Source organism: Bifidobacterium platyrrhinorum (assembly GCF_010667645.1).
Taxonomy (GTDB): Bacteria; Actinomycetota; Actinomycetes; order Actinomycetales; family Bifidobacteriaceae; genus Bifidobacterium; species Bifidobacterium platyrrhinorum.
This window is the reverse complement of record NZ_WHZV01000004.1, coordinates 31,303-57,586: the sequence shown is the minus strand read 5'-3', so window position 1 is coordinate 57,586 and position 26,284 is coordinate 31,303. Positions and strand designations below refer to the sequence as shown.

Below are 26,284 nucleotides of genomic sequence, written 5' to 3'. Positions count from 1 at the left end.
TTTGATTGGCGCCCCGTCGATCGAACATGACGATCCCCGGTGATCGGCGACATCACGCCGATCACCGGGGATCGTTCTTGTGTGCGTTCCCGTGCGGTTGCCTCGCACTGTTGTTATCGGGAACGGTTCGCCGCAACGCGGCCGGGGCTCACTGCACCTGGGCGCGGGCGATCTTGCCGGTGAAGGAGTTGGCCTCGTCGGCGTCCTTCACGCCGTCCTTGTTCCAGGAGAACATGGCACGCAGCTTCGGGCCGACGGTCTCGATGCGCTCGTTGGAGTACTTCTCCTGCAGCTCCTTGAAGTGCGGGGCGCCGGCGTCCTGGTCGTCGATGAACTCCTTGGCGAAGGAGCCGTCCTGGATGCGGCCCAGGTGGTACTCCATGCGCTTGCGGCAGTCCTCGTTGATGACGGTGTTGGTGTAGTCGCCGTACTGGGCGGTGTCGGAGCAGGACCAACGGGCCTTGTTCAGGCCACCCTCGTTCATCAGGTCGACGAGCATCTTGAGCTCGTGGCAGACCTCGAAGTAGGCGATCTCCGGCTGGTAGCCGGCGTCGGTGAGGACCTCGAAGCCCATCTCGACGAGCTTGTTCACGCCGCCCATGAGGACGTTCTGCTCGCCGAACAGATCGGTCTCGGTCTCCTCCTTGAAGGTGGTCTTGATGGCGCCGGCGCGCAGGGCGCCGAGGGCCTTCGCGTAGGCCAGGGTCAGCGCCCAGCCGTCACCGCGCGGGTCCTGCTCGACGGCCACGACCACCGGGACGCCACGGCCGGCGGCGTACTCACGACGCACGATGTGGCCCGGACCCTTCGGCGCGACCATGAACACCGGATGGTCCTCGCTCGGCTTGATGTAGCCGTAGTGGATGTTGAAGCCGTGGGCGAAGGCGACGGCCGCACCCGGCTTGATGTTCGGCTCGATGTCGTCCTTCCAGATGTTGCGCTGGTACTGGTCGGGCGCGAGGATCATGATGACGTCGGCCTCGGCGGCGGCCTCCGGCACGGACTTGACCTCGAGGCCCTGCTCCTTGGCGAAGTCCACGGACTTCGAGGTGGGGCGCAGGCCGACGACGACGTCGACGCCGGAATCGCGCAGGTTCAGCGCGTGGGCGTGGCCCTGGGAGCCGTAACCGATGATCGCGACCTTCTTGCCCTCGAGCACGGAGAGATCGCCGTCATTCTCATACCAAATCTGTGCAGCCATGATTGGCACTCCTTTACTTGCGTGCCATCGCGCGGCGGCGGTCGATGCGCCGGTCCGACGACGCCCGCCGGCGTCGCCCCTGCGGGGCCGCCGTCGGTCGCGTCCAACCGGTTCGACCGTTCGTGCGAACGGCACACGGTGTCGTTATGTGGTTGCGCGTTATGCGTTGGCGCATGTTGCGCGGGTGGGGCGGCCCGCCGGTCGCGCGTGCGTGGCGACGCGTGCGTTGTGCGTTGACCGGAGGGCCTCAAGCGTGCGGGATTGTGTCCCGTGAACTGCGCTCAATCCTATCGGCATCGCGGTCGGACAGCGGCCCACGTCCATGATTCGGGCCATTATCCACCCCTTTCGCCCCGCATCGTGGACAACGACGAAAAAACCGCCGCCCCCGAATGAACGGGGGCGGCGGTTTCGTCAGTCAATCAACGCGACCGGCGTCGCGGCGCAATCACTGAACCTGGGTACGAGCGATCTTGCCGTTGAAGGACTCGGCCTCGTCCTGATCCTTGGCCGGGCCGTTGTTCCAGGAGAACATGGCGCGCAGCTTCGGGCCGACGGTCTCGAGGTGCGGGTGGGAGTACTCCTCCTGCAGCTTCTTGAACTTCGGGGCGCCGGCGGCCTGGTCGTCCATGAACTCCTTGGCGAAGGAGCCGTCCTGGATGCGCTTGAGCTGGTACTGCATGCGCTTCTTGGTCTCCTCGGTGATGACCGTGGAGGTGTAGTCGCCGTACTGGGCGGTGTCGGAGCAGGACCAACGGGCCTTGTTCAGGCCACCCTCGTTGGCGAGGTCGACCAGCATCTTGAGCTCGTGGAAGACCTCGAAGTAGGCGATCTCCGGCTGGTAGCCGGCCTCGGTCAGCACGTCGAAGCCCATGTCGCACAGGTGGTTGATGCCGCCCATGAGGACGTCCTGCTCACCGAACAGATCGGTCTCGGTCTCCTCGGTGAAGGTCGTCTTGATGGCGCCGGCGCGCAGGGCGCCGAGGGCCTTGGCGTAGGCGAGGCACAGCGGCCAGGTCTTGCCATCCGGATCCTGCTCGACGGCCACGACGACCGGGACGCCACGGCCGGCGGCGTACTCACGACGCACGATGTGGCCCGGGCCCTTCGGGGCGACCATGAACACCGGGTGATCCTCGGACGGCTTGATGTAGCCGTAGTGGATGTTGAAGCCGTGAGCGAAGGCCAGAGCGGCGCCCGGCTTCAGGTTCGGCTCGATGTCCTTCTTGTAGACGGCGGCCTGGTACTGGTCAGGCAGCAGCACCATGACCACGTCGGCCTCGGCGACGGCCTCGGCGACCGGCTTGACCTCGAGGCCCTGCTCCTTGGCGAACTCGACGGACTTGGAGGTCGGACGCAGGCCGACGACGACGTCGACGCCGGAGTCGCGCAGGTTCAGCGCGTGGGCGTGGCCCTGGGAGCCGTAACCGAGGATGGCGACCTTCTTGCCATCGAACACGGACAGGTCGGCGTCCTTCTCGTACCAGATAGTTGCTGCCATGATTGGCACTCCTTTATGTTGTGGTGCCGAACGAAAACTGCACGTCCGACAATCGGTGAGATTGCTGACGGCCTTCGGCGGGAAAGGATTGTGTCCTTTGGCGAGGAAAGTCATCGGTTCACTGGGGACTATTTCTAGTCCCACGGTGGTCGACGCGGTCGCCCGCGTCCAAATATTGAGTTGAATTTTCAGTTATGGAACCAAGCCGAAATCAAGCGCGATTATAGCTGGAAAGTTTGGGTCACTTCGTGAAATCGACGTCCGCGCCGGACCGTGAAGCGAACAGTCCTGTGGACTGTTCGTAGGCCCGGCCGAACCGCGACAGCGGTGAGGCAGGAACCTGCCGTTGATTTCACTTCGTGAAATCAACGTCCTTTGTCTCCTTGCAGGAGAGCACGGCGACGAGGCAGCACAGGGCCATCACGCCGAGGTAGATGCCGACGGAGTGCACGCCCCAGTGGGAGGACAGCCAGGTGGCGATGGTCGGCACGAAGGCCGCGCCGACGATGGCGGCGAGGTTGTAGCCGATGCCGGAGCCGGAGTAGCGCACGTTGGCGTCGAACAGCTCGGGCAGGAAGGCGCCGATCGGGCCGAACGCGGTGCCCATGAGGGCGAAGCCGACGCACAGGAAGACCATGTTGGCGAAGAAGTTGCGCTGGCCGACGATCTCACCGTTCAGCAGGAACGGGAACAGCGCGGCGAACACGACGAGCAGCACGGAGGACGTGATGATCACGCGCTTGCGGCCCCACTTGTCGGCGTTCACGCAGGAGATCACGATGAAGGCGGCGAACACGCAGATGGCGATCATGAGCATGAGCAGGTATTCCTGGTTGGTGAAGCCGAGGCCACCACCGCCCTCGCCCTGCTCCTTGGTGCCCCAGGCGAGGGACCAGGTGGCGAGCGTGTAGAACAGCGTGTAGGTGACGGCGACGAGGAACGTGGCCTGCAGGACCTGCTTCCAGGACTTGCGGAACACCTCGGTGAGCGGGGACTTGACGACCTTCTTCTGCTCCTGGGCGAGGCGGAAGATCGGGGTCTCCTCCATGTGGACTCGCACGACGAGGCCGATGATCACGAGCACCGCGGAGAGCAGGAACGGCACGCGCCAGCCCCAGGCGAGCATCGCGTCGGAGTCGTTGAAGGTCTCGAGCAGGAAGTAGGTGCCGTTGGACAGGAAGAAGCCGATCGGGGCGCCGAGCTCCGGGAAGGAGCCGTAGAGGGCGCGCTTGTTCTCGGGGGCGTTCTCGGTGGCGACCAGGGCCGCGCCGGACCATTCGCCACCCAGGCCGATGCCCTGGATGAAGCGCAGCAGGCACAGGATGGCGACGGCGAAGACGCCCGCCTGATCGTAGGTCGGCAGGCAGCCGATGAGGAAGGTGCCGATGCCCATGGTCATCAGGGAGACGACCAGCGTGGTCTTGCGGCCCATGCGGTCGCCGAAGTGGCCGAACACGAGGGAGCCGAGCGGGCGGGCGATGAACGCGATCGCGAAGGTCAGCAGGCTCATCAGCAGCGCGACGGTCGGGTTGTCCTTCGCGGAGAAGAAGATGTGCGGGAAGTAGTTCGCCGCGGCGGTGCCGTAGGCGTAGAAGTCGTAGAACTCGATGGCCGTGCCGACCATGGAGGCTGCGATGACGGTCTTCACGGAATCGCGGGCCGCCGCCTGCAGCTTGTTTTCAGTCGTTGCCTCGACTGCACTCATGGGAATGTCTCCTGAATGGTTTTTGTGGTTTCTCTCTGCTCAAGGAAATTCCATCGCCGTGGTGCCTTGTGGGCGGGCAATGAAAAAGCCCCGCATCTCATGCAGGGCTTGAAACGTTGGGAATCGCTCTCGCCCTGCCTTCGCTGACGGGGCTCAAGCTTGTAAGCCGAATCATGCCGCCAGCGAAGACGGAATAATAATTCGTGCGGACAGCAGAGCGACGTTGACAAGGGTCATAACGGACTCATCAACGGTGGTATCGGCAGTGTATCCAGTCATCGCGGCGGCCTCCTTTCGGTCTTGAAGTTTTCCTTCCGAGCGGGTATCGCTCGAACTGGTTCCACACCATAGGAGCGCCGGTCCGCCGTCGACCACCGATGTTCACTATGTGAACCATGCGAATTCGTCGCGTTTTCCCATCACATTCCCGTAACGTGCGGGTCAGGTCGCGGCCATCATCGGGCCGGCCCGGATGCGGCAGGGGGAACAGCCGACAAAGGAACGACCGGCAGGGGAACGGCGAGACGCGCGGCCGGCGCGAGGCCCCGCCGCCCATGTCACCGCGTGGAGTCGGCCTTGCGCAGGACGAGCGGCACGAGCGTGACGTCACGCTCCCCCGCCGCGTCGTCACCGACGACCGCGCCGTCACCGGCACCTCCGTCACCCGCGACGGCCGCGTCACCGCCGCCGATCAGCGCGATCATCCGGTCGACGATCCGCTCGGCGATCGCGCCGAAATCCTGCGCGACGGTCGTGAGCCGCACGCCGGCCGCGTCGACGAGATACGTGCCGTCGTACGCGACGATCTGGAGGTCGTCGGGCACGCGCACGCCGCGGCGCGCCGCCTCCTGCACGGCGAGCGCGGCGACGACGTCGTTGCCGACGATCGCGTCGACGGGCGGCACGGCGACGTCCGTCACGGCAGGCGCGACGCCGCCGCCCGACGCCGCGTCGACAGCGACGTCACCGGCGGCCGCGCGACCGCGCCGGTCGAACAGGCCGCGCACGGCGGCGACGTAGCCGGCGAAATCGTCGACGCCGCCCGACTCGACGTACTCGTGCGCGATGCCGGCCGCGTCCAGTTCGCGTTCCAGCGTGAGGTAGTAGCGCACGGTGGGGAACGTGGATTCCGGACGGGATCCGTCGGCGGGCGAGGCGGCGTCCCCGTTGCTCGACGGAACGTCGGCCGTCACCTCGCCGTCCGTCCCGCCGCCGTCCGACAGATCGTGGAACTGGGCGCGCGGGCCGCCGACCAATGCGACGTGACGCGCGCCGGACGCGACGAGTTCGCGCGCGACGATGCGCCCGCCCTGCTCGTGGTCGGACCTCACCGACGGCACGCCCGCGCCGAGATAACGGTCGAACGCGACGACCGGGCGGCCGATCGACGTCCAGTAGTCGGCGGGGTGCCGGGTGTGCGCGGCCATGACGATGCCGTCCATCATGTGCCGGCGCAGCATGTCGATGTATTCGGATTCGTCCTTGCCGGTGTCCGCCACCGAGCACAGGACGACGCGCAGCCCGCGTTCCGAGAACCCGCGCTGCAGCGCGGCGACGAGCGTGGCGAAGAACGGGTGGCGGATGGTCGGCACGATCACGCCGACCATGTTGGTGCGGTCGCGGTAGAAGTTGCGTGCGAGCTCGTTGGGGATGTAGCCGAGCGCGTCCATCGCGTCCTGCACGCGTTTGCGCATCTCGTCGGACACGTACCCGGAGCCGTTCACGACGAGCGACACCGTGCTCACCGAGGTCCCCGCCTTGCGGGCCACATCACGCATACCGACCATGCACCACACTCCCTTTCCGTTATGACTTCCGCCGTATACGGCGATATACGCCGATGTACGGCGACCATCGTACCCACGAGGCCGCCCCCGTTTATCCGGTCGCCGCCCACGACGGGGCCATGACGGACCGGTTCGCCCCTACTTCCTGAGGAACAGCGCGGCCAGCGCCACGCACGCGATCGCCGCGGGGAACAGGGCCACGTACCCGAGCGACGCCGGCGCCACCGCCACCGCGCCCGAGCCCAGGCCCGCGCCGAGCGCCAAGCCCAGCGGCCTGGCGTTGGCGTACACGCGCAGGTAGCGTCCGGACTCGCGCGGATCGGGCAGCGCGGCGACGACCAACGGCTGGACGAGCACGTCGTAGAGCCCGCTCGCATACCCGGCCACGAACGAGAAGACCACGAGGCTGCGTTCACCGCCGATGTGGATGATCATCAGCCCGGCGAGCAGGCCGATCGCATACAGCGCGCACGCGCACGCCACGGCCGTGTGCGAACCACGCCACCACGGGCCGAACCCTTCGGCGAACTTCTCGGTGACGGCGCCAGCGGAGGTCGTGGCCAGCAGCACGCCGGCGAACGTGGCGAGCGCGAGCAACGCGACGAGCGTGCCGGAAGGCAGCGTCATCGGCGCGGCGGTGAGCGCCGGATCGTCGCCGTACACGGCGAACCGCACGATGTACCACAGGTACGCGCCGGTCGTCGCGACGGCGGCGGTCATGAACACGCGCGACCAGAACAGGCGGCGGAACCGCGTCGCGTCCGCGGCCTCGGCGCCGCGCGGCAGACGCAGCGACGCCGCACCGAGCACCTCATGCCAGCTGAACCGCACGTGCGGCTGTGCGACGCTGGACGGCTCGCGCGGCCACACCAGCACGGTGGCCACGCCGGAAAGGGCGAACATCACGGCCGCACACAGGAACGGGTTGAACGCGCCGAACCCGATGGCAAGGCCCCCGACCACGCCGCCGGCGGCCTGGCCGGCGATCACGCCGATCGCGTTCCAGCGTTCGACCTCGTCGCGGAACTTGTCGGGCACGCGTTCGGCCACGGCGGCCGCGAGCGGCGCGACGAGCATCGCGTACGCGAACTGCAGCATCGTCCACAGCAGCACGACGAAGGCCGTGGCCGTCACCGCGCCGAGCGCGAGCGAGACCAGCGCGGACAGCACGCCGCCGGCCACGAGCCACGGCGTGCGCCGGCCCACGGGCACGCGCGTGCGGTCGGACAGCGCGGCGACGAGCGGCGTGAACAGGAGGCTCCACGCGGCGCCGAGGATGATCAGGGCGGACAGCACGGGCGCGAGTGAGACCGCACGCAGGGCGGCGGCCGGGTCGGCGAGCGCCGTGTCGAACCCGGCGCCGCGCGCGACCTGGTTCGGCAGCCCGACGAGGTTGACGGCGGCCCATGGCGCGGCGGCGAGGAACGAGCAGACGGCGAACGCCCACTTGAGGCGTGCGACCTGCGCGGCGTCCGGGCGCTGGCCGTCGGCGGAGACCATCGGGTCGCGCATGTCGAGGAAGGACGAGGCGTAGTCGGGCACGGCCGCGTCCACGCCGGCCGCGGCAACGACCGACCCGGGACCTTCCGCGGCGAGGCGCGCGGCCTGCGCGGTCGGCTGTTCGACGGACGCCTCCGGCGGCAGTCGGCGCGTGTTCGAGGCGAGGCGGGCGACCGAGGCCTTGTCCTCGGGGCTCAGCGCCTTCTCGTAGTCCGGCCGGTCGTCGATGCCCGGCCTCACATATGGCTGCAACATAACCCGCTCCTATTCTCTATACGGGTTCCAGCTTATCGCGCGCGCCACCCCCGCATCGTTTCCCAGAAAGTTCCCAGCATCGGGCAAGACAACCCCCACGATTGCCCACGTACTGTCTTACTGTTGAACCGAAACGTTCGCATATACAGGGAACTAGAGGACTGGAGAAGTACGCATGTTCGTTCTCACCAACGCCTGGCGCGCCGTGACGCGCCGCTGGGTGATCTCGGCGCTGACCGTGGTGGTCGCGCTCCTCGTCTCGTTCGGCACGATCGCCTCCCTCGCACTGCTGCAGGAGAACGACGCCGCGCACGGCACCGACTACGACGCGCAGAACCCGAACGCAATGCTGCGCCCGACCGCGGCCACGCAGGCGAAGATGAAGGCCGACGACGCGAAGTCGACCGTCTCGCACTATCTCGACATCACCGCCTACGAGCCGTACGCGATCGCCGTGCAGGAGCAGAACCTCGCGTTCACGTATTCGCTGGTCTCCACGGTGCCGGTGCGCCAGACCTCGTCGATCAAGGCGATCCCCGGCGCCTCGGACGCCTCCTCGGACAAGACCGGCGGCGAGTTCCAGCTGCGCAGCTTCTATGACGGCAACGCCGCGAAGTCCAACGACTACGGCACGTACCAGGTGGTGCAGGGCAAGAAGCTCAAGTACACCGACACCTCGTTCACCGGCGCGCTGATCTCCAAGTCGGTGGCGAAGAAGAACAACCTCAAGGTGGGCGACAAGTTCAAGGTCGGCGACCCGACCAAGAAGGACAAGACCTACGAGTTCACCGTGCAGGGCATCTACGAGTACACCGACGGCGGCACGGCGAAGACCGACGGCTACGCCAAGGAGAACCGCGAGAACGTGATCTACGCGGCGTACGCCACCACCTACACGTACGGCGTCACCACCGAAAGCGACGAGTCGAAGGACACCTGGTCGAAGCCGGACCTCAACATCGTCTTCCAGTTCTCCGACGTGTCCACCTACCGCAAGTTCGTCAAGATCGTCAGGCAGAAGAACCTGCCGAAGGGCTATGAGGTCGTCTCGCCGTCGCTCGACCGCTACGAGGCCTCCATCAAACCGCTGGGCGAGGCCGCGGACCGCGTGCGCCCGGTGATGTGGGCGCTGGCCGTGGGCGGCTGCGTGGTGCTGCTCGCGCTCGTCATCGCGCGCAGCTGGTTCGGACGCACGGACGAGATCGGCATGGCGCTGGTCTCCGGCGTCACCAAGCCGCGTCTCGGCTGGCAGTTCGCCGTCGAGACGCTGATGCTCACCGTGGTCCCGGCCGTCATCGGCCTGGTCGCCGGCGGCCTGGGCGCGGGCGCGATCGGCGCCGCGCTGGCCGGCGGCCATGCCACGCCCGCGACGTCCGGCCTTGTCTGGCCGCTGGTGTGGGAGACGACGGGCATCATCGTCACCCTCGCCGTCGTGGCGCTGCTGCGCCCGGCGACGTTCCGCAACGCGAATCTGTTCAAGGCATCGGAGGTCAAGGCATGAGCGAGAAGCACGATCAGGTCGACGAGACCGTGACGGACGACAAGGACGAGGCCGTGGGCGCCGCCACGGAGACCACCGCCACGGAGACCACGGACGACGCGGCCAAGGAGGCGCAGCCGGTCGAGTTCAGCGTCGTGTTCGACGAGGACGACGGCGTCGCGCAGGTGCCGTACGCGGTGGACGACGTCGACGATGCGGACGACGACGAAGGCCAGGTGCCGTTCGATGCCGACGACGCCGACGACGCGTCTGAGACGGACGGGACCGCGGACGGCGACGAGACGGAACCGGCCGCGGACGCGACCGGCGACACCACCGCGGACAGGGCCGCCGACGCGAACCCCACGGAGACGAGCGCCGCGGCGACGGCGGCGAACGCGCGCCGCGTGAACGAAACGCTCGCGCTGGCCGCGCAGGACGGCGACGTGAGCGCGCATGCCGACCCGAACGAGATCAAGGCGTCGGTGCGCCGCTCCGAGCACGCGCTCGACAACCAGGTCGGCGACCGCGTGCTGCTCAAGTCGTACCCGACGTTCTCGCTCAACCACGCCACCACCACGAACCGCAGGACCGGGCGCCACGTGCTCGACGACGTGTCGATCGCCTGCTACGCGGGATCCCTCTACGCGATCCGTGTGCTGAGCGACGAGGACGACCCCGAGCAGCGCGTCACGCTGATGGAGGTGCTCGGCGGATTCCAGATCCCCACCGCGGGCACGGCGATGACGAAGAGCTCGAACCTCGCGGAGCTGGAGATCAACGAGCTGCGCGGGCACCGTCTGGGCCTCGTGCCGCAGCGCTACGCGGTGCGCGGCGACCTCGACGCCGAGGCGAACGTGCGCTATGCGATGGACGCCTCCGGCCGCACGTACCTCAAACCGAAGCCGGTCATCGCGCGCGAGCTCCTCGAACGCGTGGGCTTCAACGAGGCGACCTCCGGCAAGCCGATGCGCGACCTGGCCGAGGTGGACCGGCGCCGCGTGGCCATCGCCCGCGCGCTGAGCTGCGAGGCGGAGACCGTGATCCTCGACGAGCCGACGAAGGGCCTCGACGCGGCGGACGCCTCCGCCATCCTGGACCTGCTCGCGTCGATCGCGCACGCCCGCGACCCGAAGCGCGCCGTCGTCATCGTGACCGCGTCCGACGAGGTCGCCGACGCCGCCGACCAGGTCTTCCGCCTGGCGGACTGACCGGCGGGCCTGCCACGACCCCACGAACGAACGGGCTCCCCTCCCGATATACGTCGGAAGGGGAGCCCGTTCGTATGCGCGCGTACGGACGGCCCGCGTACACGGGCCGCGGGCCGCATCACACGATGACCATGCCGTATTCCTTGGCGAGCGGGCGCACGTCCACCACGCCGTACTGGTCGAGGAGTTCGAGCCAGCGGCGCTTGTTCTCCTCGCCGAAGCGTTCGGCGCGCTTCGTGTAGCTTTCCGCGGTGACGAACTTGGCGGGCAGGGACTTGCTGTTGTACTTGTCCGCCACCATCACGGTCTCCTGCTCGAGGTTGACCGGCACGTAGTCGGCCGGCGGCAGCGGCAGCTCCTGTCGGATCACGTCGTCGCGCGTGAGCCCCACGCCGGTGTGGTTGCGCGCGAACTGCGCGATCGACTCGTCCACGCCGTTCTCCATCAGGTACTCGTAGCCGAGCAGACCGTGCTTGATGTACTTCTTGCCGGCGAACTTCAGCGGTTCGCCGTCGGTGCCGTCGTGCTTGAGCACCTTGTACGTGCCGATGTCGTGCAGCAGCCCGCCGATGGTGACGAGATGCTCGTCGATGAGCCGCGGCGGCACATGCCCGCCGGTCACCCCGTCGGACGGCGGCACGGCGAGCAGGTTATGCGCACCGGACGCGCCGGCGACGGCCGCGCCCTCCCCCGCCTCGATTCCGGCGAGCACCGCCTCGGCGCCCGCGGCGGACGGCGCGGTCAGTTCCGCCGCGTCCTTCGGCAGCGTGCAGCGGCGCGTGAACAGCATGTTCTGGCGATGCGCGAGCATGCGCGCGATGCGCGCGACGATCACGCAATGCGTATGGATGAGGTTGTACGCCTCCTCGGAAGGCGCGATCCTGCGGTGAAGCTCTTCGATCTGCTCAAGCGTGGGAACCATACGGCCATTGTATGCCGGCCGTGGGTCGCGGGAACGTCGTCCTCGGGTCGCCGGACGCCGAGACACCGGCCGCAGGGACCGGGAACGTCAGTCGATGGAGCGCATCGACCATTCGCCGGTGCGGTTGGAGGCGACGATCATCTGGTCGTTGCCGAGCTCCTTCCAGCCGTCGGCCTCGGGCTGGTCGAAACCGGAGGAGGCGACGACGATGCCCGCGGGCGCGCCCTCCTCGTCGGTGAGCGCACGATAGCGCATCACACGGTAGTCGTGCGCCTTCTCGCCCTGGCCGTACTGGTCGTAGATCTCGACGATGCGCGACGACGTGCGTTCGCGGCCGGCCGCGTTCAATGCGATGAACTGGTCCTGCGACTGGATCATGCAGTTGTAGCTGGAGCGCGGGTAGGCCTGGCGCAGTTCGCGCACGGCCTGCGCCACGGCCTCGTCGAGCTCGTAGCCGAAGCCGATGTATTCGAGGATCACGGCGAAGAAGATCGCGGAATCGGAGCGGCCGCCGGTGGACAGGAACACGCTGTGGTTCACCGGGTACTGCTTGTTGGTCACGATGTTGCGGCCGTGCGAATCGGAGATGTCGCCGTTGTGGATGAAGCTCAGGCCGTTCGCGAAGAACGGCTGCTGGTTCTCGAGGATGAGCGGCAGGTTCGAGGAGGCGAGGCGCAGGTGCCACAGGCCGCCTCGCGCCGGTTCGGAGGCCAGTTCGGGGAAGACCGGGTCGAGGCGCGCGGCCACGGTGGTCTTGTACAGCTTGGTGCCGGTCTCGGGGGCGGGGGCGCCGCCGTCGAGCGTGCCGGGTCGTTCGATCGGCTCGTAGAGCATCGCGCAACCCCAGCCGTCGTTGTGGATCTCGCTCATCTCGCGATAGGCGTCAGCTCCCTCCGACCCCAGGATCGCGTTGAGGCTCAGGTTGAACCCTGCCGTCGCGTAACCCAGTAATCTGCACATAGTTGGCTACGATAACCCGCACACGTTTCGACGCGCGGCCGCCGCTATAAGCGTTGGTTATAGAGCGTCGGCGGCCGCGTCGGCCCGCTCGATGCGCTTGAGCCTGGGCGGGCGCCGCGTGGACACGAACAGTGGCTGCACCTCGACGAGCGGGTTGTACGGCGCGAGGCCGAACCATTTGACCGGCGAGCCGGCCGCGTGGCGGATCGCGTACTTGGTCTGCAGCGACAGGGCGCCGCGCGCGGAGACCTTCGATTCGGGCATGAGCGCCTTGTGGATCAGCACGTACCGGATCGTGCCGATGTTCGGGTCGGCGTCGACCTTCGGGTAGAGCGACTTCTGCTGCGGCAGCTCGCCGCTCTTCGACAGGTCGTGCATGATCTGGTGCAGGTACGCCGGGATCGACTGCGACACCTTGAAGCCCAGGCGGATGCGCACGCGGAACAGGAAGTCGGTGCCGAAGTTCTGCACCTCGTATTCGCGCGTGAACGGCTGGTCGGTGGTCTCCACGCTCACCGCCCACCAGGCGCGGGCGCGCTTCGGATGGTCGGCGAAGATGGAGAAGAAGATGTCGGTGTCAAGGCGCTTCGTCTCGCTGTCGGACGTCAGATACACGATGTTGTCGGCGAAGTACGGGATGCGGAAGTCGCCGTGCAGCTTCTCCAGCGTGGGCAGGAAGTCCTTCGGCCGCATGTGGCGGCGTTGCGCGCGCTCCAGCTTGGTGCCCTCGTTCCACGTGTACATGACGAACAGGATCGCGATGGTGAGCAGCATCGTGAACCAGCCGCCGTGCAGGAACTTCGCCATCGAGGCGATGAAGAACATGATCTGGATGGCGAGGAACAGCACGAGGAACACGATCGCGCCGAACCGCTTGCCGTCGTACCAGATGTATACGGCGAGCAGCACCGTCGTCGTGATCATCGTGATGGTGAGCGCCAGCCCGTACGCGGCGGAGATGTGCTCGGAATCCTTGAACATCGCGAGCACGAGCAGCGTCGCGACGCACAGCACCGCGTTGACCACCGGGATGTACAGCTGGCCGCGCGTGCGCGCCGGGTAACGCACCTGCAGGTGGGGCATCCAATTGAGGCGCGTCGCCTCGGAGACCATCGTGAACGCTCCGGTGATGAGCGCCTGCGACGCGATCACGCCGGCGGTGACGGACAGCACGACCGCCACGTAGCGCACGTCCGGGGTCATCATCTGGAAGAACGGGTTCAACGATTTCATCGTGGTGTAGTGCGGGTCGCGGCTGTGCGCGAGGATCCACGCGCCCTGCCCGAAGTAGCAGCACACGAGCGCGACCTTGATGAACGGCCACGTGAAGTAGATGTTGCCGCGGCCCACATGGCCCATGTCGGAGTAGAGCGCCTCGGCGCCGGTGGTCGCGAGGAACACGGTGCCCATGAGCGCGATGCCGGCGTCGTTGTGCGGGCTGAACAGGAAACGCACGCCGTACACCGGGTTGAGCGCGGCGAACACCGACCAGTCCCGCGAAAGGTTCACGAGGCCGACCACGGCGAGGAAGCTGAACCAGACGAGCACGATCGAGCCGAACACGCGGCCGATGCTTTCGGTGCCGCGCGACTGCACCATGAACAGCACGACGATGATGACCACGGTGATCATCAGCGTCAGGCTCGGGTTGTCGTCGAACAGGTTCTCAAGCGGGGGCAATGTCTGCAGGCCCTCGACGGCGGAGCTGATCGACACGGCCGGTGTGAGCACCGAATCGGCGAGGAACGCGGCGCCGCCGACCATCGCGGGGATGGCGAGCCACGCTCCGCGGCGGCGAATCAGCGAGTACAGCGCGAAGATGCCGCCTTCGCCGTTATTGTCGATCTTCATCGCGATGAGCACATATTTGACGGTGGTGATCAGCGTGATCGACCAGAACACCAGCGAGAGCATGCCGAGCACGGCCTCGCGATCGACGCTGCCGATGCCGCCCTGCCCGGCGAGGAACGTCTGCGCGGTGTAGAGCGGCGAGGTGCCGATGTCGCCGTAGACCACGCCGAGCGCGACGATCATCATGCCCCAGCTGACCTTGTTCGGGCCGGACTGCAGTCGCGCCCACCAGCGTCCGAACCGTCCCTTCGCGGCGGTGGTGGCGAGCTTCTCCGCCTCCTTGTTCTCGGCCTCGGCCTGCTTGACGAGGACCTCGCGCTCCTCCTTGGTGAGGGTGCGGCGGGAGACCTTCGGCGCGTTGGTGAAGGTGTCGGCCCTCAGCAGCGCCTCCTTCTCCGCTTTGGCCTTCTCCTTCGGGCCCCGGATCGAATCGGGGGCCACGGCGGAGCCCTTTGCCTTATTCGCTTCGTTCGGTCTGCCTGTTTCGGTCGCGGCGCCACCTACCACCGTGCGGGCGCGTTTGGTTCGCTGATTCCGGTCAGCCATACGCTCAATCCTCCATGCGGAGCGGCCCCAACTGCCTGCCGTTCTCGATGCTTTCTCGTCTCTTGCGTCACACTCGCCTATTTCGAAACACACATCGTAGACCCATAACGGAATCACCACAACTTCACCACCGATGGGGGCTTCCGGTATCTATTTCGTCATCCGCTCCCCACCAAGCCCAATTTCTCCACATTTTCACCGTACGGTGGTCGAGAAAAACGGACACTGAATGGCACTCAGCGTCCCGAATTCTCGACGACTGGGGTGATTTCGAGAATCCCGGACTGTGCGGAGGATGCGACAGGCTCCGGCCGGCGTCACACCAGGCTCCGGCCGGCGTCACACCCCGTAGACCGCGCGGGTGGTGGCGCGGGTGCCGCGGGCCACCTCAAGGAGCGGCATATCGAGCGTATCGGCCATCGCGCGCAGCGTGTACGGGATCATGTACGGCGCGTTCGTGCGCCCGCGGTACGGCATCGGCGTGAGGTACGGCGCGTCGGTCTCCACCATCGCGTGGTCGAGGCCGACGATGCGCAGCGATTCGCGGATCCCCTCGTTGCCCTTGTAGCTCACCGTGCCGGAGAAGCTCAGGTACCAGCCGTGGCTCTTCGCGATTTCGGCCATCTCGGCGTCGCCGGAGTACGAGTGGAAGACGGTGCGTTCGGGGGCGCCGTCGGCGAGCAGCGTCTCGATCACTTCGCGGTGCGAGTCGCGGTCGTGGATCTGCATCGGAAGATTCAGCTCCTTGGCGAGCGCGATGTGCGCGCGGAACGCCTCGCGCTGCAGTTCCATCGCGCCTTCGCCGGTGCGGAACAGGTCCATGCCGGTCTCGCCGATCGCGACAATCTGGTCCGGGTACGCGCGTGCGAGGCGTTCGACCTCGGCCATGGCCTCGTCGAACGGCACGTCGTGGTACGGCTTGTAGGTGACGGCCAGCCCGTCGGGCCCGGCGACGGCGCGGTGCCCGTGGCGCACGGCCTCGTTCGGGTGGATGGCGATGGCCGCGTGCACCTGGCCCGGGTGCGCGACGGCCATGTCGATCGCACGTTTGAGGTTCGGTAGTTCGCAGCCGCAGTCGATGATGCCGGTCACGCCGACCGTTTTCGCCTGCGCAAGCAGCTCGTCGACATCGTAGACGGGGACCTCGGGCTGTCCCTTGGCCTGCGCCTCGTGACTCATCGCGCGTGCGAACGGCACGACGGAGGCGACGTGCGTGTGGTTGTCGATGACGTGGGCGTCCTCGGGCAATGCCTCGGGGGCCGGCGCCCAGCTGCGGTCGCGATGATGATGCTTGCTCATGGGACCCCAGTCTAGCGAGGACCCGGCGGTCGGCGACCGTCGGGTCCTCGCGATGACGGGAGACGGGCCTGAGGGATCGATCAGGCGTGGGCCTCCTGCTGCTCCTTCGGCAGGTCCACGAACGGGGTGAAGTGCAGGCCGTGGCGCCCGTTCTGGCCGACGTACGGGCTGCATTCGGGCTGGTGCCAGCCTTCGAGGCGCTCCTCGGGCACGCTGAACACCTGCACGCCGAGCGGGTGGCAGTGCTTGAGCTGCTCGGCGGTGCTGGCGCCCTCCGGGCCCCACATGTCCACGGACAGGTCGCCGCCCGGGCAGGCGGACATCGCGCACAGCACGTCGATCTCGGCGAAGAACTCGAGGTAGTCGCCGGGGCGGGCCGGGCAGGCCTTCATGAAGTACTCCTGCTGCTGGTTGAGGCCGGAGAGCTGGAACACGTTGAGCACGTCGTGCACGTCGAATTCGGTCAGGCCGTAGGGCTGCACCGCGCGGGTGAGGTTGGAGTGGCAGTGGTAGTCGAAGTCGTAGCCGGCGAGCATGCGGTTGATGTACGGGTCGCAGCGGGTGCCGAGCAGGTCGTGCACGTTGCCGCCGTCGGGATCGTGGTAGTCGGCGAGCGTGTCCGCGGTGAACGTGCACATCGGGCGCATGTACGGCAGCGTGGACCACAGGTGGTCGTAGGTGGTGATGGACGCGCTGCCGAGCTGGCGGGTGCGCGCCGCCCAGAAGTGCTCGCGCGGGTTGTGCAGGTTCCACATGTTGAAGTCGCCGACCTGCGGCCCCTCCACCGACAGGATGCGGCAGACGTGGCCGGCGGGGACGACCCAGGCCTTGCCGGTGCGGATCGGGATGGTGAAGTCCTGTTCCTTGACGCGTCCCTCCTCCTTGGCGATGTTGTCGTAGAACTCCTTGTCGACGTCCAGCGGACCGCCGGGCAGGCAACGATATGCCTTGTTGGGGTTTCCCATGATTGGTGCCTTTCTGTGTGACTTGTGTGACTGTGTGATGTTGGTGGTGTGACACGTAGTGCGGGGAAGGGGGTCACTTGCTGTTCTGCGACAGGAAGTGTTGCAGGCGTTCGGTCTTCGGGGCGTTGAAGATCTGCTCGCTCGGCCCCTGTTCGACGATGTGGCCGGCTTCCATGAACACGACCCAGTCGGCGACCTTGCTGGCGAAGCGCATCTCGTGCGTGACGACGACCATGGTCAGGCCCTCCTGCGCCAGCTGGGTCATGGTGGCGAGCACCTCGCCGACGAGCTCGGGGTCGAGCGCGGAGGTCGGCTCGTCGAAGAGCACCATCTCCGGCCTCATGGCCAGGGCGCGGGCGATGGCGACGCGCTGCTGCTGGCCGCCGGACAGCTGGTACGGGTACTTGTCGGCGTGTTCGGCGAGGCCGACCTTGCCGAGGTAGTCGAGGCCCACCTTGCGGGCGTCGGCCTTGCGCAGCTTGCCGAGTTTGAGCGGCGCGTAGACGACGTTCTCGAGCACGGTCATGTGCGGGAAGAGGTTGAACTGCTGGAAGACCATGCCGATCTCCTCGCGCTGTTCGGACAGTTCGTGCGCGTCGGGCGCGCGGTACTGCCCGTTGACCAGGCGGTAGCCGATCGGTTCGGAGCGGTACAGCAGGTCGCCGCCGCTGATCGGCTCGAGGCCGTTCATCGTGCGGATGAACGTGGTCTTGCCGGAACCGGACGGGCCGATGATCGCCACGACCTCGCCGCGGTGCACGGTCAGGTCGAGACCCTTGAGCACCTCGGTCTCGCCGTACTTCTTGTGCACATCCTTGGCCACGATGAGCGGCTCGCCCTCGTGCGGCTGGTGCGGGCGGGTCACGGCCACGGCGTCCTCGGGCGCCGGTTGGTCGGAGACCTGCACGGCCTCGCGCTTCCTGCGGGTCACATCGAGGTGGCGTTCGAGCAGTTTGAGCGCGCCGTCGAAGATCGTCACGAGCATGACGTAGAAGATGGCGACCACGAGCAGCGTCTCGAGCACCTTGAAGTTGCGGGTGTAGAGGCGCTGGCCGACGAGCAGCAGCTCGGTCATGGAGATGGAGGAGACCAGCGAGGTCATCTTGATGATGACGACGAGTTCGTTGGCGAGCGAGGGCAGCGCCACGCGGATGGCCTGCGGCACGACCACGCCGAATTCGACGCGGAACCATCCCAAGCCGAGCGCCTGCGCGGCCTCGATCTGCCCCTTGCCCACCGATTTGAGGCCGCCGCGGTGGATCTCGCTGATGTAGGCGGTCTCGGAGAGGACGAGCGAGACGAGGCCGGCGAGGAACGGCGTGCCGATCACGGTCTTGAGCTGGGGGAACACGGTGGGCGCGTTGTAGACGAAGATTAGCAGCACCAGCAGCGGCAGGCTGCGGAAGAACCATACGTAGACGCCGCACAGCCAGCTGACGGGCCTGATCCGGGACTGCTTGCCGAGGGCCACGAACATGCCGAGCACCACCGAGATGGACCACGACAGGATCGACAGCACGATGACGTTCAGCGAGGCCTGCCAGAACGGCAGGTAGAAGAAGAGTTTCCAGACATATACCCAATCCATGTCGTCTCCCCATCCCTTCGATTCATGTGTTGATTGCGGAAGCGTACGGCCGCGCGCCCCGCACGCGGCGGGGCCGGGCGGCCCGGCGGCGGACTACTCGCCGAGCGCCTTCTTGACGGCCGCGTCGTCCGGCTCCTTGAGGTTGTACTGCTTGAGGAGCTTGTCGTAGGAGCCGTCGGACTTCATGTCGTCGAGCGCCTTGACGACCTTCTTCTCGAGCGCGGTGTTGCCCTTCTTCACCGCGAGCCCCACGGGGATCGGGTAGAGCAGTTCGTCGCTGGTGATCTTGATCTTGACGCTGCCGTTCTTGCCGAGCGTGGTGGCCACGGCCGCGTCGTTGACCTGGGCGTCGACCTGGCCGGAGACGAGGGCCTGCGTGGCCTCGGGGTCGGTCGGGAACTCCTGGACGTCGATGGCGTCCTTGCCGGCGGCCTTGCACTGGTCGGAGCCGTCGTTGCGCAGCTGGTCGACGATGTCGCCGCCCTTGATGGCGCCGACCTTGAGGCCGCACAGGTCGGTGACGGTCTTGAGGTCGGGGCCGCCCTCCTTGACGACGATGGAGTTGCCGGTCATGAAGTAGGGGATGTAGTCGACCTGCTTGGCGCGCTCCTTGGTGATGTACAGCGCGGAGGCGATGATGTCGGCGCGGCCGGAGTTGATGCTCGGGATGAGCTGCTCGAAGCGGGTGTCGATGAACTGGGCCTTCTTGCCCATCTTCTCGGCGAGCGCGTTGGACATGTCCACGTCGAAGCCGGCGGGGTTGTTGTTGTCCGTGTACGCGTACGGCGGGTAGGTGAGGTCGGACGCCACGCGCAGGGTGGAGCTGTCGGCGTTGGAGGATGCGGACGAGTTGGACGACGTGGTCTCGGACGCCGCCGGGTCCTCGCTGGTGCAGGCCGCGAGGGAGAACAGTGTGGCCGCGGCCAGTGCCGCCGCGGCGATCTTCGTGGTGTGTGCTGTAGTGAACATGCCCACATCATATGATTGTTGAACAATTTCTACTGTTTTCCTCAGGTAAACATCGAGTTTCCAGCGAAACAGGCTCGCAACAAACATCCATTGGCATAATATTGTTCAACAAACAAGAGCGCTTCGGCTACGTTGTCGATAAGGCAAGGGCCGATGTGCGAAAATGGTTCCGGCATTCGCCGGAACGCAGACGGAGGGCAGGTGTTCCATGACGAAGTGGACGGAGGAACCGTCGGCCGTGGATGCGGGGCATACGGGAGACGCACGACGTAGGGAAGGCACGGAAGCGGCCGATGCACGCACGGAGGCCCCCGATGCGACGGGCGCCGGGGCGCCGGCCCCGCGTGACACCGCGAAGCCGACCGCCGAGATCGTGGCCATGCGCCTGCGCGAGGAGATCACCACCGGCGAGCTCACCGCCGGCACCAGCCTCAAGGAGATCCGGCTCGCCCAGCGCTTCGACGTCTCGCGCAACACGTTGCGCGGCGCCCTGCGCCAGCTGCAGTACATGGGCCTGGTCACCCTCGTCTCCAACAAAAGCGCCACCGTCGCCATGCCGGACGAGGACAAGGTGCACGACATCTACCGGGTGCGGCGCGTGCTCGAGAAGGCGGGCATCGAAGCCAGCGTCAACGCCCCGCGGGAACGGCTGCGCCGCTTGCGCGACAGCGTCGACGCCTCGCGCTCCCTGCACGACGCCCAGCGCTGGCGCCAGTACGGCACGGCGAGCCTCATGTTCCACCACGAGATCGTCGCACTCATCGATTCGCCGCTGCTCGACCAGTATTTCGCGAACATCCTCGCGCAGACGCGACTCGTCTTCGCGAACTTCGCCGACCAGGGCGAACTGCAGGAACGCTGGCTGGAGCCCGACCAGCACATCGCCGGGCTCATCATCTCCGGCAAGCGCGCCGAGGCCTGCGCCTATCTGAGCCAGTACCTCGACGAATCCGAGGCGATGGTCATCGATTCGATCCGCCAGAAGGTCTTCCCCGCGGCCTGAACGCGCGGGAAGGCCCGGCGCCTACTTCCCGCCGCCGGCGAGCGCGTCGGCGACGTCCGCGGGAACGTCATGCGACAGCCGGCCGCCGTTGACGAACATGCGCATGTCGACGACATTGCCGAAGTCGTCGCGCTCCACGACGTACACCTCCACATGGGTGGCGCCGCGCGAGCCCGCCGGAGCCGCGGCGCCGGACCGCACGGGCGCCTCGGACGCATGCCCCTCTCCCGGGAAACCGGCGTCGCCGTTTTCGGGACCGGCCGTTCCGACGCCGCCCCCGACGCCATCCCCGGCGTCACCCACGGAAACATCGTCGGCGACGCCCGCGGAAGACAGCGCGTCGCGTTGGAGCAGGTTCGTCAGCCGCATGATGCGCGTGCGCATGCTGGAGACCGTGTTTTCCAGTTCCTCGATGCGGTGGATCTGCTGGCCGATCTCCTTGAGGTACGCGGCGCCGTGCCCGGCCGGCAACGGCTCCAGGTCCTCGCCGTCGCGCCCCGCGGCGCCGGACACTTCGTCGCCGTAGCGTTCCTTCCACCGGGCCATGCACCGTTCGATGCGCTTGTAGCCCACGAGCTCCGGGTCCAACCCGGCCTCGCGGAAGATGCGGGACGGCGAACGGCCGGCGAGGTACTGCCGCACGCACTCGCGCTTGAACGCCTTGTCGTAGGTGATGCGCCCGTCGATGACGCGACTGACCGCGGGCAGTGAATACAGGTACGCGACCTCCTCTTTCGTGAACGTCGAATGCGCCATGATGATCCACCCCCCCCCCGGTGGGCGGCACCGGTCCACCGGTCACTTCTTCGCTTCACCGGCAAGATAGCATCATTCCCCCGTTCCGCTCTCCCCCCGACAATCGCCGCGAAGCGTTCACAATCCGCCAACCGTGCCGCAGGCAAGGCACGGCACCGCCGGAGGGACCGACCCCCTATCACGCCCGAGACCGCCGCATCGTGGTTTTCGGGGAATATAGGGGTTGCGACGGCGCGATGCAGGCGGCACGACGCCACCGGAGAACCGCCGAACCACGGCCGGAGCAAACGGCCGGATAACCGCCGGAGAACGCCGGAGCAAACGGAGAAAAGAAACCCGGCGGGGAGAAACCGCCGGGTGAGAGAGAAGAGAGAAGAAGGGTTCAGTTATGGGGTCCGGGAAGAACCTCGCCCGCGGTGCAACTTCAACCGCTGACGATTAACAGTAAACCGCCCGTCCCTTGGAGGAACGATGCGCGTTCCTGAGAAACCTCTTGACGCCGTGTGACGGTTTTGTGACCACCACACGGCGTCCGGGCGTCACTCGGCCTTGGCCCCGGCGCCTTCGGCGGCGAGCTTGGCCTTCTCGGCGGCCAGACGCTCGGCCTCGGCGGCGCGGCGGGCGGCGAGCGCCTCGTCGAAGCGCGCCAGCTCCTCCTCGACGGCCTCCTTCGGGATCTTCGCGAAGATCGGCGTGGGCTTGGCGACGGGCGCGCCCACCTCGATCGGCTCGCTCTCCCACGGGTGCACGGTCTCGCCGAGCTTGTAGTCGCCGGTGATGATCGGGTACTCGAAGCCCGGCTTGTCGAGGTCCTCGACCTCCTCGAGGCGCGGCAGCGGCGAGAACACGCCCTTGCCGCCCAGGGCCTCCCACACCTTCTGCGAGGCGTGCGGCAGGAACGGGGCGAGCAGGTGGTTCGCGTCGGCCACGGCCTGCGCGGCCACGTGCAGCACGGTGCCGAGGCGCTTCTCGTCGTCCTTGATCTTCCACGGTTCGGTGGCGGAGATGTACTTGTTGATGTCGCCGACCACGCGCATCGCCTCGATGAGGCCCGCCTTCTGGTGGTGGTTCTCGATGAATCCGCCGACCGTGGCGAACGCGTCGCGGGTCTCGGCGAGCAGGGCGCGGTCCGCGTCGGTCATCGAATCCTCGTCGAGCGCCGGGATCTCGCCGAAGTTCTTGGCGATGAGGTTGGCGACGCGGTTGACCAGGTTGCCCCAGGAGGAGGCGAGCTCCTCGTTGTTGTGGCGCACGAACTCGGCCCACGTGAAGTCGGAGTCGGAGCTCTCCGGACCGGCGATGGAGATGTAGTAGCGCACCGCGTCCACCGGGTAGCGGGAGAGGATGTCCTTGACGTAGATGACGATGCCGCGCGAGGAGGAGAACTTCTTGCCCTCCATCGTCATGAACTCGGAGGCGACGACCTGCTCGGGCATGTTCAGCGGGCCGAGCTTGCCGGTCTCGCCGCCCTTGGAGCCCTGGCCGTTGTAGGCGAGCATCTCGGAGGGCCAGATCTGGGAGTGGAACGTGATGTTGTCCTTGCCCATGAAGTAGTAGGCCGGGCACTTCGGGTCGTTCCACCACTTGCGCCACAGCTCCGGGTCGCCCTGGCGGCGCGCCCATTCGATCGAGGCGGACAGGTAGCCGATCACGGCGTCGAACCACACGTACAGCTTCTTGTTCGGGTTGTCGATCCAGCCCTTCACCGGCACCGGGATGCCCCAGTCGATGTCGCGGGTGATGGCGCGCGGCTTGACCTCCTTGAACAGGCCCTTGGAGAAGTTGATGACGTTGGTGCGCCACCCCTCACGGGTGTTCAGCCAGGCGAGGTTCGCCTCGGCGAGCGCCGGCAGGTCGAGGAAGTAGTGCTCGGTCTCCTCGAAGCGCGGGGTCTCGCCGTTGATCTTGGAGACGGGGTTGATGAGCTCGTCCGGGTCGAGCTCGTTGCCGCAGGCGTCGCACTGGTCGCCGCGCGCGCCTTCGGCATGGCAGATCGGGCACTCGCCCTCGATGTAGCGGTCCGGCAGGGTGCGGCCGGTGGACGGGGAGATAGCCACCTGCTGCGTGCCCTTGTAGATGTAGCCGTTCTTCAGGCACTGCGTGAACATCTCCTGCACCACGTGCTCGTGGTTGCCGGTGGTGGTGCGCGTGAACAGGTCGTAGCTCAGGCCCAGGTCGCACAGGTCCTTGGCGATCACGCGGTTGTAGCGGTTGGCGAGCTCCTGCGCGCTCAACCCCTCCTTCTCCGCCTCGACGAGGATCGGGGTGCCGTGTTCGTCGGTACCGGAGACCATCAGCACGTCGTTGCCCTTCATGCGCTCGTAGCGCGCGTACACGTCGGAGGGCACGCCGAAACCGGCCACGTGGCCGATGTGGCGGGGGCCGTTCGCGTACGGCCATGCAACATTCACCAGAATATGACTCATAAGACCGAATTATCGGGCGCGGCGGGGACACCGGAACGCGTCCGCGACCGTGGACAAACCCCCGCCCATCCACCGGATTGCGCACAACGCCGCAGGCCCCGTCGCGCGGATTCGCGGCCGGCCCCGCGGGCGGGTACCGTTGCGCGCCATGAGCCATCCCCCGAACCACCCGCCCTATCTGCCGATGACGTCGCCGCCGACGCCCGGCTCAAGCCCCCTCCGGGTCGAACCGATGGTGCCGTCGATCCTGCGACTGCACGACCTGCCGGGCCCGCTGAGCCTCTCCCGTCTCGCCGCGAACGGCACGGTGCACACGCTCGACCCGGACAGCGGCTATTGGCACGACCACGCGGCCACCCTGTACGGCCGCGCGACGATCATCCACCGCATCATCCCGTTCGCCTCGTCGGCGTGCGCGCTCACCGCGCTGTGGGTGTGGATGGGCGGCGACTTCCCGGACACACTCGACGTGCTGTCGCGCTCGCACTTCCGCGCGGCCCAGCACGGCCACCGCATCCGCGTGTTCTCGCGGCAGGTCACGATGCGGCATCTGACCAGCCTCGGCGCGCTCAGCCTCACCGACCCCACGCGCACCGCATGCGACATCGCCTCGCTGTTCCGCGACGATGCGCCCGCACGCGGGTTCCGCGGACTCGACGGCGCCGTCGTCGACCTCATGGACGCCTATGGGTTCTCCCCCGACGACTGCATCTCGCTGCTCGACGAGAACCCGAACATGCCGGCGACGCCGCAGGCGCGGGCCTTCCTCGTCCAGGTGGGCCGATGCTACGGGCACCGTCACGGGGCGGTATGGCAGGCGACGGCGATCGGCCGGACGCCGCGTGAGGAGGACATCCCATGAGCGCCGGGAACGGGCGACGCGCATCGGGGTCGGCGCATCGGTCATCACGCAGGACGCACAGGCGGCAACGGCGCGCGACGCGACGGCTGCGGGCGTTGGCGCGCGCCGGTCGGCTCGGCCGCATGGCGCATGGCATGGCGGGCGCCGGCACGGCCGCACGCGGACGCAAGGCGCTGGAGCCGCCCGCTCCCCCGCTGGAGCTCACGCCGCTCGTCGCCGCCGACCCGGCGACCGGCATGGACGTGCTGTGGCATATCGCGCGCACCGCGCCCGAACTGCGGCGGTGGCTCGTCGCCAACCCGAATGCGGACGCGGCGCTGCTCGAATACGTCTCGCAGGCCGGCGGGCCGGGCGTGAAGCGCGCGCTCACCGTGCTGCTGGACTCGTTGGATTCCCGGCAGGCGCGCCGGCGCGGCCGCACGCCTACTGCTTGATGGCGAGCACGGCCTGGTAGACCTGCTTGCGGTTGACGAGCGAACCGTCGGGCAACGGGTGCTCGCCGACGACCTGGGTGATCGCCTCCTTGATGCGCAGCCCGTCCTCGAGCGCGCGGTCGATGGCCAGCACGGCCAGATCCTCGACGGACAGGCTGCTCGGCGCCACAGCGGCGGCCTCCTCGTCGGAGGCGCCCGCGACGACGAGCACCATCTCGCCGCGCGGCGGATCCTCGCGCACGCCGTCGCGGATCTCGACGATCGTGCCGCGGCGGATCTGCTCGTAGTCCTTGGTCAGTTCGCGGCACAGCGCCATACGGCGGTTCGGGCCGAACGCGTCGAGCAGGTCCTCCATCGACTCCTCGATGCGGTGCAGCGTCTCGTAGAACACCATCGTGCGTCGCTCCCCCTGCAGCATGCGCAGGTGCTGCACGCGTTCGGAATGCTTGCGCGGCAGGAATCCCTCGTAGCAGAAGCGGTCGGTGGGCAGTCCGGACAGGGCGAGCGCGTCGAGCACGGCGGAGGGGCCGGGCGCGCAGGTGACCGGCAGGCCGCGTTCGATGGCGCGGCGCACGATCGCCAGGCCCGGGTCGTTGATGGTGGGCATGCCCGCGTCGGAGACGACGAGCACGGTCGCGCCGGTCTCCACGTTGTCGAGCAGGCCGTCGGCCTTGTCGCGCTCGTTGTGGTCATGGTAGGCGACGACGCGGCCGTTCACGTGCACGCCGAGACGGTTCGCGAGGTCGTAGAGGCGGCGCGTGTCCTCGGCGGCGACGATGTCGGCGCGTTCGAGCAGCGCGCGCAGTCGTGCGGACGCGTCGCCCACGTTGCCGATCGGGGTTGCGGCGAGCACCACGGTGCCGGCCGGGACGGCGACGGGCGTCGCCGCGCCACCGCCCACGGCCGCCGCGCCGGCCTTCGCCCCGGCCGGTTCGTTCACGTCGTTCACGTTCACATCCGCTGCATTGGTCATGCCTCCAGTATCCCCCACCCCCTCGGACGCGCCGTCGCGAACGTGCGGCGACGCCTCCCCCTCCGCCTTCCGCACGAACCCGCTTCCAGA

Annotated in this window: 20 protein-coding genes and 1 pseudogene; 5 read left to right on the top strand and 16 right to left on the bottom strand. The window is 67.4% G+C overall.

What is annotated here, in order from left to right:
* Nucleotides 1-148: 148 nt before the first annotated feature.
* The 5 genes from ilvC (GFD21_RS05665) to GFD21_RS05645 form a co-directional block, all read right to left on the bottom strand.
* Complete coding sequence (gene ilvC, locus GFD21_RS05665; RefSeq protein ID WP_034529598.1) at nt 149-1,201, bottom strand: ketol-acid reductoisomerase; 1,053 nt, start codon at nt 1,199-1,201, stop codon at nt 149-151.
* A 448-nt stretch (nt 1,202-1,649) separates the two neighbouring features.
* Nucleotides 1,650-2,702 (bottom strand): ketol-acid reductoisomerase, encoded by a 1,053-nt coding sequence (gene ilvC / locus GFD21_RS05660; RefSeq protein ID WP_163196973.1) that lies wholly within the window; start codon nt 2,700-2,702, stop codon nt 1,650-1,652.
* A gap of 352 nt (nt 2,703-3,054) precedes the next feature.
* Nucleotides 3,055-4,407 carry an MFS transporter gene (locus tag GFD21_RS05655; RefSeq protein WP_163196972.1) on the bottom strand — a complete coding sequence of 451 codons (1,353 nt, stop codon included), beginning with the start codon at nt 4,405-4,407 and terminating at the stop codon, nt 3,055-3,057.
* 557 nt (nt 4,408-4,964) lie between these two features.
* On the bottom strand, nt 4,965-6,194 hold the full coding sequence (locus tag GFD21_RS05650; RefSeq protein WP_163196971.1) for a LacI family DNA-binding transcriptional regulator: 1,230 nt from the start codon (nt 6,192-6,194) through the stop codon (nt 4,965-4,967).
* 138 nt (nt 6,195-6,332) lie between these two features.
* Entirely contained in the window at nt 6,333-7,949 is a 1,617-nt protein-coding gene (locus tag GFD21_RS05645) for an MFS transporter (RefSeq protein ID WP_163196970.1), read from the bottom strand.
* Nucleotides 7,950-8,124: 175 nt separating this feature from the next.
* Between GFD21_RS05645 and GFD21_RS05640 the strand changes: the two genes are divergently transcribed.
* Nucleotides 8,125-9,450 (top strand): FtsX-like permease family protein, encoded by a 1,326-nt coding sequence (locus tag GFD21_RS05640; RefSeq protein WP_163196969.1) that lies wholly within the window; start codon nt 8,125-8,127, stop codon nt 9,448-9,450.
* The gene (locus tag GFD21_RS05635; RefSeq protein WP_163196968.1) at nt 9,447-10,640 is read left to right on the top strand and encodes an ATP-binding cassette domain-containing protein; all 1,194 of its coding nucleotides are present in this window, start codon (nt 9,447-9,449) and stop codon (nt 10,638-10,640) included. The genes GFD21_RS05640 and GFD21_RS05635 overlap by 4 nt, the downstream gene beginning before the upstream one ends.
* A gap of 118 nt (nt 10,641-10,758) precedes the next feature.
* On the opposite strand, the gene GFD21_RS05630 is transcribed toward GFD21_RS05635, so the two are convergent.
* The 8 genes and pseudogenes from GFD21_RS05630 to GFD21_RS05600 all read right to left on the bottom strand — a co-directional run bounded on the left by GFD21_RS05630 (nt 10,759) and on the right by GFD21_RS05600 (nt 19,740).
* On the bottom strand, nt 10,759-11,562 hold the full coding sequence (locus GFD21_RS05630) for an HD domain-containing protein (protein WP_163196967.1): 804 nt from the start codon (nt 11,560-11,562) through the stop codon (nt 10,759-10,761).
* Nucleotides 11,563-11,649: 87 nt separating this feature from the next.
* On the bottom strand, nt 11,650-12,522 hold the full coding sequence (locus GFD21_RS05625; protein ID WP_163196966.1) for a class II glutamine amidotransferase: 873 nt from the start codon (nt 12,520-12,522) through the stop codon (nt 11,650-11,652).
* 57 nt (nt 12,523-12,579) lie between these two features.
* Nucleotides 12,580-14,919, bottom strand: coding sequence for a KUP/HAK/KT family potassium transporter (locus tag GFD21_RS05620; RefSeq protein ID WP_163196965.1), 2,340 nt, complete (start codon nt 14,917-14,919; stop codon nt 12,580-12,582).
* Nucleotides 14,920-15,258: 339 nt separating this feature from the next.
* Complete coding sequence (locus tag GFD21_RS05615; RefSeq protein WP_163196964.1) at nt 15,259-16,218, bottom strand: TatD family hydrolase; 960 nt, start codon at nt 16,216-16,218, stop codon at nt 15,259-15,261.
* Nucleotides 16,219-16,298: 80 nt separating this feature from the next.
* Nucleotides 16,299-17,183 (bottom strand): urea carboxylase-associated family protein, encoded by an 885-nt coding sequence (locus GFD21_RS05610; protein ID WP_163196963.1) that lies wholly within the window; start codon nt 17,181-17,183, stop codon nt 16,299-16,301.
* A 73-nt stretch (nt 17,184-17,256) separates the two neighbouring features.
* Nucleotides 17,257-18,054, bottom strand: coding sequence for an amino acid ABC transporter ATP-binding protein (locus GFD21_RS11105; RefSeq protein WP_404801563.1), 798 nt, complete (start codon nt 18,052-18,054; stop codon nt 17,257-17,259).
* A gap of 75 nt (nt 18,055-18,129) precedes the next feature.
* Nucleotides 18,130-18,771: pseudogene (locus tag GFD21_RS11100) on the bottom strand (amino acid ABC transporter permease); the annotation flags it as partial.
* A 93-nt stretch (nt 18,772-18,864) separates the two neighbouring features.
* Nucleotides 18,865-19,740 carry an ABC transporter substrate-binding protein gene (locus GFD21_RS05600; RefSeq protein ID WP_163196961.1) on the bottom strand — a complete coding sequence of 292 codons (876 nt, stop codon included), beginning with the start codon at nt 19,738-19,740 and terminating at the stop codon, nt 18,865-18,867.
* 208 nt (nt 19,741-19,948) lie between these two features.
* Between GFD21_RS05600 and GFD21_RS05595 the strand changes: the two genes are divergently transcribed.
* Nucleotides 19,949-20,743: a GntR family transcriptional regulator gene (locus tag GFD21_RS05595; protein WP_163196960.1), complete on the top strand. Its 795-nt coding sequence runs from the start codon at nt 19,949-19,951 to the stop codon at nt 20,741-20,743.
* Nucleotides 20,744-20,764: 21 nt separating this feature from the next.
* Here the strand turns inward: GFD21_RS05595 and GFD21_RS11430 are convergent, their stop codons facing one another.
* Together GFD21_RS11430 and metG are read right to left on the bottom strand one after the other, a co-directional pair.
* A complete protein-coding gene (locus GFD21_RS11430) occupies nt 20,765-21,499 on the bottom strand; it encodes an HTH domain-containing protein (protein ID WP_163196959.1) in 735 nt (244 codons plus the stop codon).
* Between the two features lie 539 nt (nt 21,500-22,038).
* Nucleotides 22,039-23,925 carry a methionine--tRNA ligase gene (metG, locus tag GFD21_RS05585; protein ID WP_163196958.1) on the bottom strand — a complete coding sequence of 629 codons (1,887 nt, stop codon included), beginning with the start codon at nt 23,923-23,925 and terminating at the stop codon, nt 22,039-22,041.
* 232 nt (nt 23,926-24,157) lie between these two features.
* Between metG and GFD21_RS05580 the strand changes: the two genes are divergently transcribed.
* Both GFD21_RS05580 and GFD21_RS05575 read left to right on the top strand, forming a co-directional pair.
* On the top strand, nt 24,158-24,787 hold the full coding sequence (locus GFD21_RS05580) for a hypothetical protein (protein WP_163196957.1): 630 nt from the start codon (nt 24,158-24,160) through the stop codon (nt 24,785-24,787).
* Entirely contained in the window at nt 24,784-25,221 is a 438-nt protein-coding gene (locus GFD21_RS05575; protein WP_191996872.1) for a variant leucine-rich repeat-containing protein, read from the top strand. Before GFD21_RS05580 ends, GFD21_RS05575 begins: the two co-directional genes overlap by 4 nt.
* Here GFD21_RS05575 and rsmI read toward each other — a convergent pair.
* Nucleotides 25,211-26,194, bottom strand: a complete 984-nt coding sequence (gene rsmI, locus GFD21_RS05570) for a 16S rRNA (cytidine(1402)-2'-O)-methyltransferase (protein ID WP_163196956.1) — start codon at nt 26,192-26,194, stop codon at nt 25,211-25,213. The two genes, GFD21_RS05575 and rsmI, sit on opposite strands and share 11 nt — an antisense overlap.
* Nucleotides 26,195-26,284 lie beyond the last annotated feature (90 nt).